A 15,791-nucleotide genomic window follows, 5' to 3' on the forward strand; every position below is an offset into this window, starting at 1 on the left:
CGTCGATAGGGCGCGGGAAAAGCCGACTATAGTCGTGTATAAATCGGCTCCAAGACCAGTGAGAATTCCCGCAAAACAAGGCAAGGCGCGGCAGAGTCGAACCGGTTTCTCAGGAAACGCCATGCGAGGAAATGGCATTCTCTGTTTGCCCGGCAATTTGAAATCGCATCGCTTGCAATCTGTCGCCGGGAGACAAATATTGGGCTCAACTGATGAGAGCCTCTGCTGACGACCCGCATCAAGGGCGAAAAGGGGCATAAAGTGAAGGACAATGAACCGATGAGCGCGATGCCTGCTGAAGCCGAATCCGTCACGGCATTTCCAATTCCGGCCAATGTTTATGCTGAGACAGTCGTGTCTGTTGAGCATTACACGGATCGTCTTTTCAAATTCCGCATCACCCGCCCGCAGAGCTTCCGCTTCCGCTCTGGCGAGTTTGTCATGATTGGCCTGCCGAATGCTGAAAAGCCGGTGTTCCGCGCCTATTCCATTGCCAGCCCGTCCTGGGATGAGGAACTGGAGTTCTTCTCCATCAAGGTTGAAAATGGTCCGCTCACCGAGCACCTGCAGAAAATCAAGCCGGGCGACACGATTCTTCTGAAGAAGAAAGCAACCGGAACCCTGGTTCTTGATGCTCTGCTGCCAGGCAAGCGCCTCTACATGTTCTCTACCGGTACCGGTGTTGCTCCATTCGCAAGTCTTGTGCGTGATCCGGAGACCTATGAGAAGTTTGACGAGATCATTCTGACCCATACCTGCCGCACGGTGGATGAGCTGACCTATTCCAAAAACCTGGTCGACGATCTGAAAAACGATCCGCTGATCGGTGAGCTGGTCGAAGGCAAGCTGTTCTACTATCCGACCACAACGCGGGAAGAGTCGCCCACCATGGGCCGGATTACCAATCTGATGCGTGATGGCACGGTTTCCCGTGACCTCAACGTGCCGCAGCTTAATCCGGAAACGGACCGTGCGATGATCTGCGGGTCCATGAACATGCTGAAAGACGTGAAAGAGGTCTGCGAAGAGTTTGGCCTTGATGAAGGGGCGAATAACCGTCCGTCCACATTCGTCGTAGAGCGTGCCTTCGTGGATTGATCCGGACCGACACAGTTTGAATACCAGAAAGCCGGGGCATTGTGCTCCGGCTTTTTTCGTCTCTTGAACTTGGCGTCTATCAGGCGTAGCGTCGGTCTCTTGCGCAGCCGAAGGGTGAGGCGCAGCAGACAACTATTCTATATCGAGAGACTGTATGGCACCGGTTTCAACACAACCTGCCGATAGCTGGTTTCGGCATGTAAAGTCGACGCTTGCCCTGGGCATTCCGCTGGTTGGCTCGCATCTGGCGCAGATGCTGACCAACACGACGGATATTGTCATGGTGGGCTGGTACGGTGTTGATGAACTGGCCGCTGTGGTGCTTGCGACCTCCGTCTTTTTCACCGTTTTCATTGTTGGATCGGGCTTCGCATTTGCGGTTTTGCCCACAGTTGCCAATGCCGTAGGGGCGAATGATGAGACCTCTGTACGGCGTGCCGTGCGCATGGGGTTCTGGCTTTCGATGATCTATTGCGCGCTGGTGATGCCGCCGCTCTGGTTTGTCGAGTCGATCCTCAATCTGCTCGGCCAGGAGCCGCGTATTTCGGCCATGGCACAGGACTATATGCGGATTGCCCAATGGTCGATGATTCCCGCCCTGCTGATCATGGTGCTGAAGTCTTATCTCTCCGCTCTTGAGCGGGCGCAGATCGTACTCTGGGCCACTGTGGCCGGTGCTGTTGCCAATGGGCTGGCCAACTATGCCTTTATCTTCGGCAACTGGGGTGCTCCGGAAATGGGCTTGCGCGGTGCAGCTGTGGCCACATTGATCACGACCAGCCTTAGCTTTCTGATGCTGTGGCTCTATGCTGCCAGACATCCGGTATTGCAGAAATACGATCTGTTCCGGCGCCTCTGGCGGTCTGACTGGCCAGCCTTCCGCGAAATCTACAAACTGGGCTGGCCCATCGGGTTGACGCTGCTGGCCGAAACGGGGCTGTTTGCTGCGGCCTCCCTGATGATGGGCTGGATCGGTGTGCGCGAGCTTGCGGCCCATGGCATCGTGCTGCAGATCGCATCCATTGCGTTTATGATTCCGCTTGGCTTGTCCAACGTGGCCACAATCCGCGCCGGGCATGCGCTCGGGCGGCGGGATATCCCCAATCTCGTGCGTGGCTCATGGGTTGTCGGCGCTGTCGGCCTGTCCATTGCACTCTGCTCGCTCAGTCTGTTCCTGTTGATCCCTGAGACGCTGATCGGCCTGTTTCTGGACAAGGCCGACCCGGAAGCGCCAGCCATTGTGGCATACGGTCTGGTGCTGATCCTGGCTGCTGCTGCGTTCCAGATTGTTGACAGCATGCAGGTCATCACGCTCGGGCTTCTGCGCGGCATAAAGGATACCTCAGTCCCCATGGCGCTGGCTGTGGTCTCCTACTGGATGATCGGCATACCGGTCGCCTATGTCTTTGCCTTCAAGCAGGATTATGGTGGTGTTGGAATCTGGAGTGGTCTGGTCGTCGGCCTGACCATTGCAGCTCTGACCATGCTGGCCCGCTATGTCTGGCAGATCCGCACTCTGGTTGATGCGCAATCGAGATCGGGCGAACTGCCGGACCGGACTCCATCAGGCATCGCTACGTCTTAAACCACCAGACCTTTAGTCTGGCTTGGCAGTGGTGCTTGATGAGTTTGTTTCTGCGCGAGCTTTTATCTGAAAAGTCTATCAATTTTTCAGAAGCGCGTTCTAGAGCATTTTGCGATGAACAGGATTCATGCGCATGCTCTATGTCTTTGATGACACGAGTTGTTTGTCGCCAAACCGGTTCCCACTTTGGCGCAACACGCTCTAGGCTGAATCGACATTCATCTCATCCATAGTATTGCAGCTGCGATTTGGACGAAACTGAGGAAGTATATGGCCCTTCGGTCGAAGCGTGTTGCGATACGTCGGAAGTGCTTGAGCTTGTTGAAGCATCGCTCCACCGTATTACGGACTTTATAAGCTTCGAAGTCGTAGGGGATGCGATGTTTTCGTGTCGGGTTAGACGGGATCACCGGCTCAGCCCGCATTGCGCGGATCAAAGCACGGATCGCATTGGAATCATAGGCTTTGTCCGCCAGCACACGCTTCGGTGTCAGGCCGTCCAGAAGATCAGGTGCAATCGGTGCATCTCCACGCTGGCCTGGCGTCAGGATGATACGCAGAGGACGGCCAAGAGCATCCGTCGCGAGGTGGATCTTTGTCGTCAGACCACCTCGGGAATGCCCCAAAGCCTGGTCCCCCCTTTTGAGCCCTTGCCTGTCGCCGCCTGTTGATGCGCGCGCACAAGGCTGCTGTCGAGCGAGACGTAGCTGTTATCAGGGTCCTTGATCAGATGCTCGAACACCCGTTCCCACACGCCCGCCTCGGCCCAGCGAGTGAAGCGTTTATGCACTGTCTTCCATTTGCCGTAGCGTTCAGGAAGATCATGCCAGTGCGCCCCGGATCGTAGAACCCACAAAACACCGTTTACGAACAGCTGGTTATCTCTGCCGCTACGTCCTGGATCTCCAGGCTTGCCCGGCAAAACCCCTTCAATCTTACGCCATTGCGAAACCGTCAATTCATAGCGCTTGGGCATCAAAGCATCTCCAGTTCATCGAATCTGGAAACCTATGAATCACATCTGTACCCAACTTGGGAAGACTGAATGTCGATTGAACCTAACGCAGCTCAAGCTTATTGAGCAGGCGATCCCGGCGGCTGAGCCACCAGCCGAATTCTTCATGCCAGCGCTGGTAAGACAAATCGCCATCCATCTGATCCATGGCGTGATGAGGCCAGTTCGGGTCTGTCAGGACTTCCCGGGCCAGTGCCACCAGATCCGCTGATCCGTTTGAGATGATCTCATTGGCCTTGTCTGGATCCCAGAGGAAACCAACGGCCATGGTAGCGATCTCGGCTTCTGTGCGGACTTTCTCTGCCAGAGGCGCCTGGAAGCCTTGCTCGAGTGGCATCCGGCGCGGGCGCTCCCGTCCGCCAATGCCGCCTGATGAGCAGTCAATCATATCCACCCCGCGCTGCTTCAGCGCTTTGGCGAGAGCCACAGAGTCCTCAAGCTCCCAGCCGCCATCCACCCAGTCGGTGGCAGAAATCCTGAAGATCAGCGGATAATCGTCTGGCCATACCTCGCGAATGGCGGAGGCCACCTCACAGGCCAGCCGGATGCGGTTGTCAAATGAGCCGCCATAAACATCGTTCCGCTGATTGGAGAGCGGCGAGTAGAACTGATGCAACAGGAAGCCATGGGCCGCATAGACTTCGATCACCTTGAACCCGGCCTCTTTCGAACGGCGGGCTGCATCGCGGAAGGCGCGGATGACAGCATTTATATCATCCAGCGTCATGTCTTGGGGTTCTGGCCATCCATCTGCATAGGGCAGGGCGGAAGGGCCTGATGCCTGCCAGGGGGCTTCACCTCGCGTTGTCCGGTCCTCTTCATCGACCGGAGTTTCCCCATGCCAGGGGCGGCGCTCACTGGCCTTGCGACCCGCATGGGCCAGCTGAATGCCCGGGACAGAGCCTTCTGCTTCAAGAAACCGGGTAATGCGTTGTAATCCCTCAATCTGACCGTCGTTCCAAAGCCCGAGATCACCATGTGTCCGGCGGCCATCTTCCGTCACAGCCGTGGCTTCGGCAAAGACCAGACCGGCTCCACCCATGGCAAAGCGACCCAGATGAACCAGATGCCAGTCATTGGCATAGCCGTCTTTGGCCCGGTACTGGCTCATGGGTGAGATGACGACCCGATTGGGAAAGGTGAGACCACGAAGGGTAAACGGAGAGGCCAGAGCAGAGGGAGATGACGACATGGCAGGACACAGCGGGCTTGTTAGCGGATTGAGATTGCAAGCCTATCACCGGTCCGGGCCGCCGCTCATCACATCTCTGTCAGACAGCTCAACAGCCGTTGTCCCCTGTCGCTGTCCAGAAAGCCGGAGCGGGCAATCAGCCAGTAAGCGCGGTCTGAGGAGAGAGGTTCCGGGAACACGGGCACCAGTGCTCCACTGTTGAGCAGATCTCTTATGACACCCGTCCAGCCGAGCGCCACGCCCTGTCCCTGAAGAGCCTGATAGATAGCGAGGCCGTGATTGGTGACAGTGAGGCTTGTATTGATCTGCTCTTGGTTCGGGGCAAAGTGGTCACGCCAGTGCTGCCAGTCGAACCAGCGTCGCTCCGGGTCCTGCAGATGGATAAGCGGTGCCTGTGCGAGCAGTGCCGCGGCATCATGACCTGTCAGGCTGCCAGCAAGGGCAGGTGAGGTGACCGGGACGACCTCCTCTGATATCAGCCGCATGTAATCCAGATCACCTGCCCAGTTGCCGGAACCGAACAGGATGGCGCAATCCACCAGATTGAAATCGACCTCCGCATCAAGCTCCATCGTGGTCACGGTCACGGGGCAGTCGGCAAAGAGATCAGGGTGCTGACCGAGCCGTGGCATGACCCAGTAAGCGGCAAGGCCGGGATAGGTGGCGAGCGTCAGGCCGTGATTTTCGGGCTTGTGGCGCAAGCTGCGGCTGGCATCGGCAATGCGCGAGAGGGCGGGGGCTATAACTTCGAAATAACTGTCAGCGTCAGGCGTTGCCTCAATGCGAGAGCCACGCTTGATAAACAGAACCGTGCCCAGATCCCGCTCCAGCTGCCGGATCTGATGGCTGATGGCCGGTTGGCCCACATTCAGCTGATCCGCCGCCCGGGTATAACTGCGGAGCCGGTAACAGGCTTCAAAGGCGCGCAGGGCTTTCAGAGGTGGTAGGTCTCGCATGGCTTCATCATTATTATTATTGATAATGAGATGAATCTTATACCAGTTCCCTTCCGCTCTTGCATCCGGTTATGTAGTCATTGTGTAATGAATTACGGCCCGCAGACCATGACGGGCATTCAAGGCATGTCAGCGGAACCGGAATGGCAGTAGACAGCGGACATCAGGAGCGGGCGAGCGGCCAGCAGGGCGATCTGATCTGGATCGGCCTCTATGGTACGATTCTGTGCTCCTGGCTGGCGCTGTTTGTGCTGAGCCTTGACCATGAGGCTGTTCCTTTGGCAGGGGTTCTCTCATCGGGGTTTGACCTTGAGACATGGATTGCCATCTGTTCGGTATCACCTGCTGAAGCACCGTTTTTTGCTGTTCTGGCCATGTGGGCGCTGATGGCACAGGCCATGATGTTGCCAACTGCCTTGCCGATGATCCGCTCTTACCAGACCCTGACAGAAGGCAGGGACATGCCCGGCAGACAGCAGGGTGTAGTCGGACTGGTGGCCGGTTATCTGTCTGTCTGGCTCGGCTTTGCGGTTCTGGCCGCTGCGCTTCAGGTGCTTCTGGCGCGATACGGATTGCTGTCGCCTCATGGCATTCTGCTGTCGCCCTGGCTGACCATTGGCTTTCTGGCTATCGCCGGGCTTTATCAGTTTTCCGCTCTCAAGGATGCCTGTGTCAGAGCCTGCCAGTCACCGCTCTTCTATCTGATGAGCAACTGGCGGCACGGTTTCAAAGGCGGCACCATCATCGGATTCCGGAATGGTCTGGCCTGCCTGGGCTGCTGTTGGGCGCTGATGATGCTGGGTTTTGTGGGTGGCACCATGAACCTGTTCTGGATGGGCTGTGCCATGCTGGTGATGATTGGCGAAAAACTGCCCGGTCCAGGGCGCTACATCACTGCACCACTCGGATATATCCTGTTGGCCAGCGCCGGCTATGCCGCCGCTCGCCTGCTGTTGTAACAAAAGGGAGAGACCCATGGGTTGGGCTATCAAGGGGGAGCTGATCCTCAACTGTAACTGCACGGTCTTCTGCCCGTGCGTGGTATCTCTGGGCAAGCATCAGCCGACCGAAGGCTATTGTCAGGCCTGGCTCGGTGTCCGTATTGATGAGGGACATGCGGATGATGAGGATCTCAGTGGCCTGAATGTGGGCATGATGATTGATATTCCCGGCAATATGGGGCGTGGCAACTGGACCGCCGGAGCCTTTATTGATGAGCGCGCCAATGATGCGGCTTATGAGGCTCTGGTTGAGATTTTTTCCGGTCAGCGTCGCGGAACCACCGGCCTGTTCACCATGCTGGTCAGCACCTTCCTCGGTGCCGAACGTGCTGCAATCACCTATGAAAACGAAGGCGCAAAACGACGTCTGACGGTGGGCAAAAAGATCATCGGTGAGGTCGAGCCTATTGCCGGAGGCAATCCGGATGAAGAGGTGAAGGTGGTCAACACCCAGTACTGGATGGGACCGGACATCACCATTGCCCAGGCCAACAAGGGGCGGGTGCGTGCCTTCGGACGCGTCTGGGATTTTGAAGGCCGCAGTGCCGAGATCTGCCAGATTGACTGGAAAGGCTGAGGCCTTTTCAAACCTTTTGAGTTTTTTTGTCGTTTTGCAGTCTGCAGCCTGAGTGATGGCTTCAGCTAAGGGGGTCCCATGACCAATCCGGTTCTCTCTGTTTCCAGTCGTACCCGTCGGACGCATTTCACACCGCGTGTGGAAGCCTGTGGCGTCAAAGGCTACACGGTCTATAACCACATGCTTCTGGCAACCGTCTTCCGCTCCGTCGAGGAAGACTATGAGCATCTGAAAAAGCATGTGCAGATCTGGGATGTGTCCTGTGAGCGTCAGGTCGAGATTACAGGCCCGGATGCCTATCGGCTTGTCCAGATGATGACCTGCCGGGATCTGTCAAAGGCTGTTCATGGCCAGTGCTTCTATGCGCCGCTGGTAGATGAAAGCGGAGCCATGATCAATGACCCGATCATCCTGAAGCTGGCTGATGATCGCTTCTGGCTGTCCATTGCGGACTCTGATGTGAAACTCTGGGCCAAGGGCATTGCCACGGGGCTTGGGCTCGATGTGTCCGTATTCGAGCCGGATGTGTCACCGCTGGCCATACAGGGACCCAAGGCAGATGACCTCATGGCTGAAGTTTTCGGCGAGGACATCCGTTCAGTGCGGTTCTTCCGCTATGCCTATTTCGATTTTCAGGGACATCCTTTCCTGATTGCCCGCTCGGGCTGGTCAAAACAGGGCGGGTTCGAGATCTATGTGGACCGGCCCGATCTGGCCTTGCCGCTCTGGGATGCAATCTGGGAGGCCGGTCAGGCCTACAATATCGGACCGGGATGTCCGAACCTGATCGAGCGGATCGAAGGGTCACTGTTCTCTTATGGCAATGACATGACGGATGAGCATAATCCGTTTGAATGCGGTCTCGACAAATATGTCAGCCTGAGCAGTGATGCCGATTTCATGGGCCGCAAGGCTCTGGAAGATATCGCTGACAATGGCGGCCCGACCCGCAAACTGCGTGGCCTGCTGATGGAGGGCAACAGCTGTCCGCCCTGTGTGGACCGCTGGCCGGTCATCGTATCAGATGCTGTGGTGGGCACAGTCAGCTCCGCCGCCTATTCCCCATACTTTGAGGCCGTGGTCGCCATTGCCATGGTGGACAAGGCCCATTGGGATGTCGGCAGTAAGGTAACCGTCGACACCCCCATCGGCATTAGATCAGCCACAGTGTGTGACCTGCCGTTTGTGTGAACCCTCGAGCATATTCCCGAAGAGTGGATGTACTCCAGTCAGGCCATACTCTTTTTCAAGAGTTCGGCGAGCTCCTCTGGATCATCATATTGTGGCAAATGACCACGCTGGAGAGTTGCGACTTTGATTTTCGGAGTAACGTTTGCATAGGCACTGATCATTTGGTCTTGTACCTTGATCGGGATGACATTGTCTTCCGTGCATCGAATGTAGGTGCGTCGCAAACCTTCAAACTCTTCAGTGCGTTCAAATGGGACAGGCAGAGGCCCCTTTGGTTGCTGAACCAGTGTTACTGACGGATGTGCGGTAAAAGTGGCGATGAATTTTTCCAGACTGAAGGGAGGCTCCGCTCTGGACATATTAATCAGATCAGAAATCGACTGCTTGTTGTCTGGCAGGAGTGCCGCAATATAGACGAGGTCTGCAATTCTGTCGGGATGTTTCCGGGCAACATGGGATATTACTGCGCCACCCATTGAATGACCAATCAGGCAGATATCCCGATCCGTTCCAGAGGGAAAAGCATCGACTACACTGTCAATGTAATCGGTCATTTCGACACTGGAGTCACTGAATCCCAGTTCTGCGAGATCATAAACTGAAATCTTGTTGGACAGATCATGTCCTGGCAGATCGACTGTCTTGACCGTGTTGTCGTTTGTTTTCAACAGCTTCGGCACTGTGTTCCAGCTTGCTGCTGTGGCGTTCATGCCGTGGACGAGAATAATATGTTTCATCTTATCGACCTCAAATGATGTTCAGAAGAGACGAGTGAATCCATTGATCATCGTCGACCTGGCACCAGCTTCCCTTCGTTCTGATAACAAAGACCCGGTCCCCGGGCTGATAGATGGTCTCGATTGCGAAGGCGGTGTCTGGACCAATGCGAACATTGGTATCCACTGTATTCACAACAGCTTCACGCACGGGTTGAGTATAGCGGCCGTAAACCCAGTATTGCTTTGTCTGAGAAATACGATACCAGCCAGATGCAGAGGTCTCGTAGACTCGTATGACCGAGCCATAATGAAGTGGACCATGATCTCCAATGGTTTTGAATGAGGAACCTGGCCCGGTGCGTATATTCAACGTATCGGATGCGACCCGTGCCCATTGTTGCAAGCCAACCGGGCCCGATACGCCTCCGGAACTCATGGCGGATTTTAGACGAGGCAGGAAGTTTGCTTCGAAATCATTGAGCTGATTGCCTCCAAAGAAAGCTGTTCCCGGACAGGATTTCTGCCCGCTGTTGTGATAGACGAGTTTGCCTGACCCGTTGTACCAGTGGTGATAGACCACATTGGTTCTGGATGGTGTGGAAATGCCGATCTTCTTCAACAGTGCAGCTGTTGTACTGAAAATGGAGTCAGCCTGCGCCGCATTCATTGTGTCGCCACCGGTATCAAAATTACCCAGGTTCTCGATGCAGATAGCGCCGCTGTTGGCTTTGTAGATACAGGCTGGTGAACTGTTGAGACGTCGTCCGGTGACAATGGCACCGTCTGGAAAAATCGTGAAGTGCTGCCCAATGTCAGACCAACCGTTGTGGTTCATGTGGAAGCGCTTCATGTTGTTTTGAAGTGTAAAGTGGTTGTTGCCGCTAAAACTCGAATATCGTGGCTTCCAGGTGTGGTGTTGCTGAACGCGCAAGCACGTTCTGCTGATCGATTGTGTTGCAAGCCATTGCGAGAACTCAGCTGCTGAAAGTTTGGTGAAGCCGTATTTCTGCTCCATTTTGGTTGCCCTCCCGGAAATAGATTACGTTTGGTGTGCGGTTGTATGTCAGGTTTTGCACCGGGGACCGCTACCCGGCTTCTGCAACAGCTATGGTGAGTTGATCGGGAGGCATCGTCATCGACCAGATGGGTTAAATTACTCGGGTCGTGCTATATAGTTGGTGCCAAAGCTCATCAGTAACCGGACGAACTGGGTCCGTGTTGAGCAATGGGTTTTAGACAATATTGATTTAACCTGAGCGTTGATCGTGGCAACGGATCTACTTCGCTGATCTGCAATCTGCTGGTTCGTCAGCCCTTCAGCAATAGATTCCACAATGGAAAGCTCTGTCTTGGTCAATCCATAGGCCATTTGAACGGGTAAGACCTGACAATTAACAGGCTTGCTTGTATCTGAACTGTAAACAATGTAGCCGTTGAATTCTGTCGTGCCGATCTCATCAGATCGTTGCAGCGGAACGACTTCAATACATAGAAATGTATCTCTCTTCGCAGAAATAGCTTCCTTGCGTGGTCTTGCGCCAAATCGACCATGATTGAGAGCGTCAGACTTTAGTTTCTCAAAAACAGCCTGATTTTCTGTTGATGAAAACTGAAGGGTTCCGAATTGATTGAGGCGAAATGCACTATAGCTGTCTCGTTGCCGCCGGAATTCCTCATTTTCAACAACCATACGGCTTTGGTTGTCAAGGATGCAGACACCAACAATAAGATGGTCCATAGCCGCAAGCATGCCTTGATGTTCTTCAGCAAGTTGCTTGGAAGGTCTGCCCAGATCGAACGCCTTGGCAATATGCGGTAGAACCAGCCCTATGTAATGTTGCTCCGCAGCACTCAAGCGACCGCGACTGGCATCAAGCTGGAGAGAAAAACGGGAGTTTGCCGAGTTGTCCTTGTTCAGAAGCCCCGCAGCACGATGCAGGATGCCCAGTTTCTGCAATGCCTGAACATTTTTTCGATTTTTAAGATCTTCAAGGCTTGTGGCGAGCACATCATCCTGAATGAGATCTATGGCATCACTTTTAAGGGAATGGGCCTCAAATACATCCTGGTCATGGGCTTCATCTTCAAACAGACGTTCGATGTAGGTCTCAATTGCATTGAGATCATAAGCACTAGAGGCAACAGAAACAGAAAGGCGACGCTCAAGAGCATGTGTTTGCCATTCGAAGACAATACAGCCAGCTGCATTGATCTGGTTAGCAAACTCCTGCAGTAAATCCGGCCAGAGTGAAGGATCAGCCACTGTATCATAGACTCTGAGAATAGTATCTCTGGCTAGCTCATGCATGACACGGTATTGCCCTTGCTGCCTGTGGTATTTTGATAATTTAAAACCACAACCGAGAGAAAGTAAATCGATTTGTATAAAACTAAAAAATGTATTTCTCGGCTGCCGTCACTATATTGCAGGTCTTGGTAATAGGATTTGTTTTATCTGATATGTTATCTTCAGGCAGGATTTAGAAGTTTTGTGCTTCAAAGCCGGTTTATAGATCTCTGTGAGGTCAGTTTATATCAACACCTCTATCCGTGTCCCCTGATCCGGGGCGCTGGTGATTGTCACCTGTCCGTTCATGCTGGCGGCGCGCTCCCGGATCGAGGTGAGGCCCAGGGAGTGGCGATTCTGTTTGGTTTCTGTGTCGAAACCGATGCCATTGTCTTTGATGGTCAGGCAAAGTCTGCCTTTATCGGTTTGGGTCAGGCTGATGGCAATCCAGTCTGCTGAGCCGTGGATGACCGCATTGTTGGCTGCTTCCTGAACAATACGATAGAGGTGATCGGCATGGTCGCCCTGCACGTGTACGCTTTCATCCAGATCAAGGTGGACGGCAATGCCATGATCATCATCCAGATAGCGCATATGCTCGGCAAGTGCCTTGAAGAATCCCTTGTGCTCAACTGAGGAGGGAGACAGATCATGTGCAATGCGGCGGGTGTCGTCGATTAGCACATCCATGTCACCGATCAGCTCGGCGAGACGGGGCTCATCGATTGCTTCACCACTCCGGACTTCCGCCCCTATAGTCTGCAGGCGCAGTTTGACCGAGCCAAGCCACTGGCCAACGGAATCGTGCATGTCTCGCGCCACGCGCTGGCGTTCATCGGCCTGAGCCCGCAGGACCCTGTCATTGGCGATCTGCTCCAGCAGACGCTTCTGTTCGACCTGAAGCCTGGCCGCCTTCAAGGAGAGACGTTGCAGGCGGAAAGACAGATGAACCATTACCGCAGCGTAGAGAACGATACAGAAAGCGTGAAAATAACCATTTGGAAAGCCGGTCAGGATGAATTGCAGGGCCAGACAGGCAAGAGAGACGGAAAAGGCAAGAATAGCGCCCCATGGGAGCATATGCTGGGTTGCCACGGCTCCCATGGACAGACCGCCTGCCGCAAAAGCCAGATAGATGATGGTGTAATCGGCGCTGGTGGGAAAAACGAGTGTAAACAACCCGGCCCAGGCAACCCCGATCAACAGCCCGCAAATTTCGAACACCCGTTTCACCCGCCTGGCACAGGTTTCGGTGATGCCCTGACCGCGCGTTTTGTGAACAAACACACCCTGTGCACCGACCGTCAGCGCAAGAGCGCCAAACCAGAAGAGGACAAACACCTGCTGTTCACCGGGCCAGAAAATGACGACAACGGTCAGGGCGGTGAGAACATGCGAGATAAACGGCGAAAGTCCCACATCAAGCGCCAGCCTGACAGCCTGTTTCAGCAGCCAGATTCGGTCATGATCCGATAAAGATGCCGATTGCTCCGATCTCTGCAGCATGGGTCTGAACCCTGAGTTCCTTTGGTCTTACTTCAGCGGGGTATCCTTGAGCATGTACCACTGGGTTATGTTGTCCCGGATAACAGGCTCATAGACTGCGTTAACCCGCTCCTTTATCGCAGCCTCGTAATCATCCTCCGGCAGGCTTTCAGGCATGATGGCGGGCAGAACGTGGATATCGACCCCGGGGCGTTCGCCGCGTAGCATATAGACCGGCACGACCGGCATACGGTACTTTTTCGACATATGGGCCAGGCGGCTGAGATTGCCGTGTTTGTAAGGCTTCCGACCAAAGAAAGGAAAGCGGGACTGGCCATCCACAACTTCATCCACAAAGATGTTGATGTCGGTTTTCCGGGCTTTCATCAGGGCGGCCACATGGCGGGCACTTTTCATGCCAGGCGGAAAGACATAGAGGTTCTTTGCCTCGCGCTTGCGGCTTACCATCCAGTTTTCAAAATTGGTTTTCTGCGGCTCGTAAAGGCCTATCGGTGAATGGGCACCCGGTGAGGCAACCGAGAAGTTGCCCATGGATTCCCAGTCTCCCAGATGAACGCAGGCAACGATAAAACGCTGGTCGCGTTCGCGAAGAGGCCAGGCGTTCTCCACTCCGTGAAGGCGCATCCGGTCGCCTTCGGTATAGCGATCCATCAGCCCAAAGCGGATATGAGTGACACCCTGCTGCTCAAACCATGTGCGGGCAGCGGCCTCGCGGTTTTCTGCGGAGGAAAGAGCGGGATTGATTGCTGCAATCCGATCCGGCAGTTCTCTTGCGAATTTCCGGCTCTTGCGCTGTTGAGCTCCGATCAATCGACCCAGCAGGCACCCGAACCGGTCAACCAGTGTGAGCGGGGTAAGCCAAAGGATACCCAGCATCAGAAGCTGGACAGGCACCAGAAGGCCAGACTGGATATACCACTTGAACCAGGCCTTCTTCGCCTTTCCATCTCCGAAAACGGATAAGAGCGGCGGGCGCGGGATCCATGGAGCCCGTGTCTCGCTAATCGGGATGTCATCAGGCGTCATGATGGTCTTCCCTCTTTGTGAGGATCATCGGCAACCGGTCTCCGGCCCTCAAGGTCAGTCGCGAGACGGCTTCGGGTTGATGTCCCGGTTTCAGGTCGAGAGAGAATTTCTGCGCCAGCCCGGCAAGGATCAGGATGGCTTCTGTCAGGCCAAAGGTCAGGCCGGGGCAGATGCGGGGCCCAATGGCAAACGGGATGTAGCTGTATTTGTGCGGCTTTGGCGCAATCGTTGTGTCAAAGCGTTCGGGAATAAAAGCGTCAGGTTCCGACCATATCCGCGGGTTCCGGTGCAGAAGCCAGGGCGAGATCAGCAGTATTGAGCCCTTCTTGTAGCTATGCTCCTCCAGACGACCATCTTCCAGCGCCCGGCGCGCCAGCATGGGCACCGGTGGATAAAGACGCAGGGTTTCCTCAATGATGAACCGCGTATAGCGCAGCCTGGCCACATCCTCGAAGCAGGGCGGGCGGCCGCCCAGAACCGTTTTGAGTTCTTCATGAAGTTTTTTGCGAACCCGCGGGCTCTGGGAGACATTCAGCCAGGCCCAGGACAGGGTGTTGGCCGTTGTCTCATGCCCGGCCATGAAAATCACGATGGCCTCGTTGCGAATAGCCCGTTTGGAAAGTGGCTCGCCGTCTTCCGTCCGCGCTGAGAACAGCTGAGCGATCATGGCATCTGAATCGTCGGCTTCGCCTTTGAAATGAGCCTCGATGATCTTGTCCACTTCCGCATGAACCCGCTTCAGCGGATTGCGAATGCCGATGCCGTGATAGGGCCGGGGCATCCAGTCCGGGGCACCGAGCAGGGACAGGAGGTCTACCTGATCCACGCGCTCCTGATAGGTCTTGAAACCGGCGACAATCTTGGATGTGCTGGCCCGGCCAAGCTTGCGCCCGAAGACGGTGCGCGAGATGATCTCTGCGGTCAGCTCCGCCATCTCGGCGATAACGTCAATCTCTGTTCCTTCCGGGTGCTTCTGCCAGAGGTCTGACCACTCGGCGATTGTTTCGCTCATCACGGGGGCAAAGCCCGGCACCCGACGGGTGTGAATAATCGGAGCCACCGCGCTGCGCCGCTGTTTCCACAATTCCCTGTCGCTGACAAACAGGCCATCCCCCAGAAGCGGTTTCAGGGAATGGACCATCTGGGCGGATTTCTGCTGGAATGTCTCATGCTGGGCGGAGAAGGTTTCCTGCACCAGCTCCGGGCAGTTGCAGATGATCACATCACGAAACAGAATCCGTCGGAAATAGATCCGTCGTGTAAAGTCATTCTTGTTGAAAACACTGAGCATATTGCGGCGGAAGGCAAGCATCAGCTCATAGAGCGATCTCTTCCGGCCGCTGCGCGGAGGAAAGGGAGGCACATAACTTGGCTCGCCTGCCTCAATGCGCTCAATCAGCTCTTTGCCCAGTTTCATGATCCAACCTTATACGCAGAAACCGGACCTTGGTCGCGGAGGATAAAAAAACCTGTCAGTGCTATAACAGTGGGCCAATAAAATTTGAATGCCACAAATGAAGATAAGGGAAAAACGCTACCCGGTGACACTGCCTGTAAAGGTGGCGCGGTATTTTGGCACATTGAGCAATGAATATACCGCTTTATAACGTGTTTACAAAACTGAATAACAATGACGCT

Annotated in this window: 14 protein-coding genes; 5 read left to right on the top strand and 9 right to left on the bottom strand. The window is 54.9% G+C overall.

Annotated elements, in window-relative coordinates; all coding sequences use genetic code 11:
* The first annotated feature begins 279 nt into the window (after nucleotides 1–279).
* Together RA157_RS12775 and RA157_RS12780 are read left to right on the top strand one after the other, a co-directional pair.
* Nucleotides 280–1,098 carry a ferredoxin--NADP reductase gene (locus RA157_RS12775; RefSeq protein WP_350333512.1) on the top strand — a complete coding sequence of 273 codons (819 nt, stop codon included), beginning with the start codon at nucleotides 280–282 and terminating at the stop codon, nucleotides 1,096–1,098.
* Between the two features lie 154 nt (nucleotides 1,099–1,252).
* On the top strand, nucleotides 1,253–2,683 hold the full coding sequence (locus RA157_RS12780) for an MATE family efflux transporter (RefSeq protein ID WP_350333513.1): 1,431 nt from the start codon (nucleotides 1,253–1,255) through the stop codon (nucleotides 2,681–2,683).
* A gap of 218 nt (nucleotides 2,684–2,901) precedes the next feature.
* Here RA157_RS12780 and RA157_RS12785 read toward each other — a convergent pair.
* The 3 genes from RA157_RS12785 to RA157_RS12795 form a co-directional block, all read right to left on the bottom strand.
* Nucleotides 2,902–3,659, bottom strand: a protein-coding gene (locus RA157_RS12785; RefSeq protein ID WP_350333514.1) for an IS5 family transposase whose coding sequence is annotated in 2 segments (ribosomal slippage) — nucleotides 2,902–3,324 and nucleotides 3,327–3,659 — 756 coding nt in all. Because the reading frame shifts where the segments join, the coding sequence is not laid out codon by codon here.
* Between the two features lie 82 nt (nucleotides 3,660–3,741).
* Nucleotides 3,742–4,890, bottom strand: a complete 1,149-nt coding sequence (locus tag RA157_RS12790; RefSeq protein ID WP_350333515.1) for an NADH:flavin oxidoreductase/NADH oxidase — start codon at nucleotides 4,888–4,890, stop codon at nucleotides 3,742–3,744.
* A gap of 68 nt (nucleotides 4,891–4,958) precedes the next feature.
* Nucleotides 4,959–5,846, bottom strand: a complete 888-nt coding sequence (locus RA157_RS12795; protein WP_350333516.1) for a LysR substrate-binding domain-containing protein — start codon at nucleotides 5,844–5,846, stop codon at nucleotides 4,959–4,961.
* Nucleotides 5,847–5,989: 143 nt separating this feature from the next.
* On the opposite strand from RA157_RS12795, the gene RA157_RS12800 reads away from it, so the two are divergent.
* From RA157_RS12800 to RA157_RS12810, 3 genes are all read left to right on the top strand, one after another.
* The gene (locus tag RA157_RS12800; RefSeq protein WP_350333517.1) at nucleotides 5,990–6,805 is read left to right on the top strand and encodes a DUF2182 domain-containing protein; all 816 of its coding nucleotides are present in this window, start codon (nucleotides 5,990–5,992) and stop codon (nucleotides 6,803–6,805) included.
* A gap of 16 nt (nucleotides 6,806–6,821) precedes the next feature.
* Nucleotides 6,822–7,424 carry a DUF1326 domain-containing protein gene (locus RA157_RS12805; protein ID WP_350333518.1) on the top strand — a complete coding sequence of 201 codons (603 nt, stop codon included), beginning with the start codon at nucleotides 6,822–6,824 and terminating at the stop codon, nucleotides 7,422–7,424.
* 78 nt (nucleotides 7,425–7,502) lie between these two features.
* The gene (locus tag RA157_RS12810; protein ID WP_350333519.1) at nucleotides 7,503–8,615 is read left to right on the top strand and encodes a dimethylsulfoniopropionate demethylase; all 1,113 of its coding nucleotides are present in this window, start codon (nucleotides 7,503–7,505) and stop codon (nucleotides 8,613–8,615) included.
* Nucleotides 8,616–8,653: 38 nt separating this feature from the next.
* Here RA157_RS12810 and RA157_RS12815 read toward each other — a convergent pair whose 3' ends face one another.
* The 6 genes from RA157_RS12815 to RA157_RS12840 form a co-directional block, all read right to left on the bottom strand.
* Nucleotides 8,654–9,352: an alpha/beta fold hydrolase gene (locus RA157_RS12815; RefSeq protein ID WP_350333520.1), complete on the bottom strand. Its 699-nt coding sequence runs from the start codon at nucleotides 9,350–9,352 to the stop codon at nucleotides 8,654–8,656.
* Between the two features lie 10 nt (nucleotides 9,353–9,362).
* Entirely contained in the window at nucleotides 9,363–10,349 is a 987-nt protein-coding gene (locus tag RA157_RS12820; protein ID WP_350333521.1) for an N-acetylmuramoyl-L-alanine amidase, read from the bottom strand.
* A gap of 138 nt (nucleotides 10,350–10,487) precedes the next feature.
* Nucleotides 10,488–11,597 carry a helix-turn-helix transcriptional regulator gene (locus RA157_RS12825; RefSeq protein ID WP_350333522.1) on the bottom strand — a complete coding sequence of 370 codons (1,110 nt, stop codon included), beginning with the start codon at nucleotides 11,595–11,597 and terminating at the stop codon, nucleotides 10,488–10,490.
* A 267-nt stretch (nucleotides 11,598–11,864) separates the two neighbouring features.
* The gene (locus RA157_RS12830) at nucleotides 11,865–13,127 is read right to left on the bottom strand and encodes a sensor histidine kinase (RefSeq protein ID WP_350333523.1); all 1,263 of its coding nucleotides are present in this window, start codon (nucleotides 13,125–13,127) and stop codon (nucleotides 11,865–11,867) included.
* 27 nt (nucleotides 13,128–13,154) lie between these two features.
* Nucleotides 13,155–14,153, bottom strand: coding sequence for a lysophospholipid acyltransferase family protein (locus tag RA157_RS12835; protein WP_350333524.1), 999 nt, complete (start codon nucleotides 14,151–14,153; stop codon nucleotides 13,155–13,157).
* Entirely contained in the window at nucleotides 14,143–15,570 is a 1,428-nt protein-coding gene (locus RA157_RS12840) for a cytochrome P450 (protein ID WP_350333525.1), read from the bottom strand. The genes RA157_RS12835 and RA157_RS12840 overlap by 11 nt, the downstream gene beginning before the upstream one ends.
* Nucleotides 15,571–15,791: the final 221 nt, after the last annotated feature.

The organism is Coralliovum pocilloporae (genome assembly GCF_030845175.1).
GTDB lineage: Bacteria > Pseudomonadota > Alphaproteobacteria > Rhizobiales > Cohaesibacteraceae > Coralliovum > Coralliovum pocilloporae.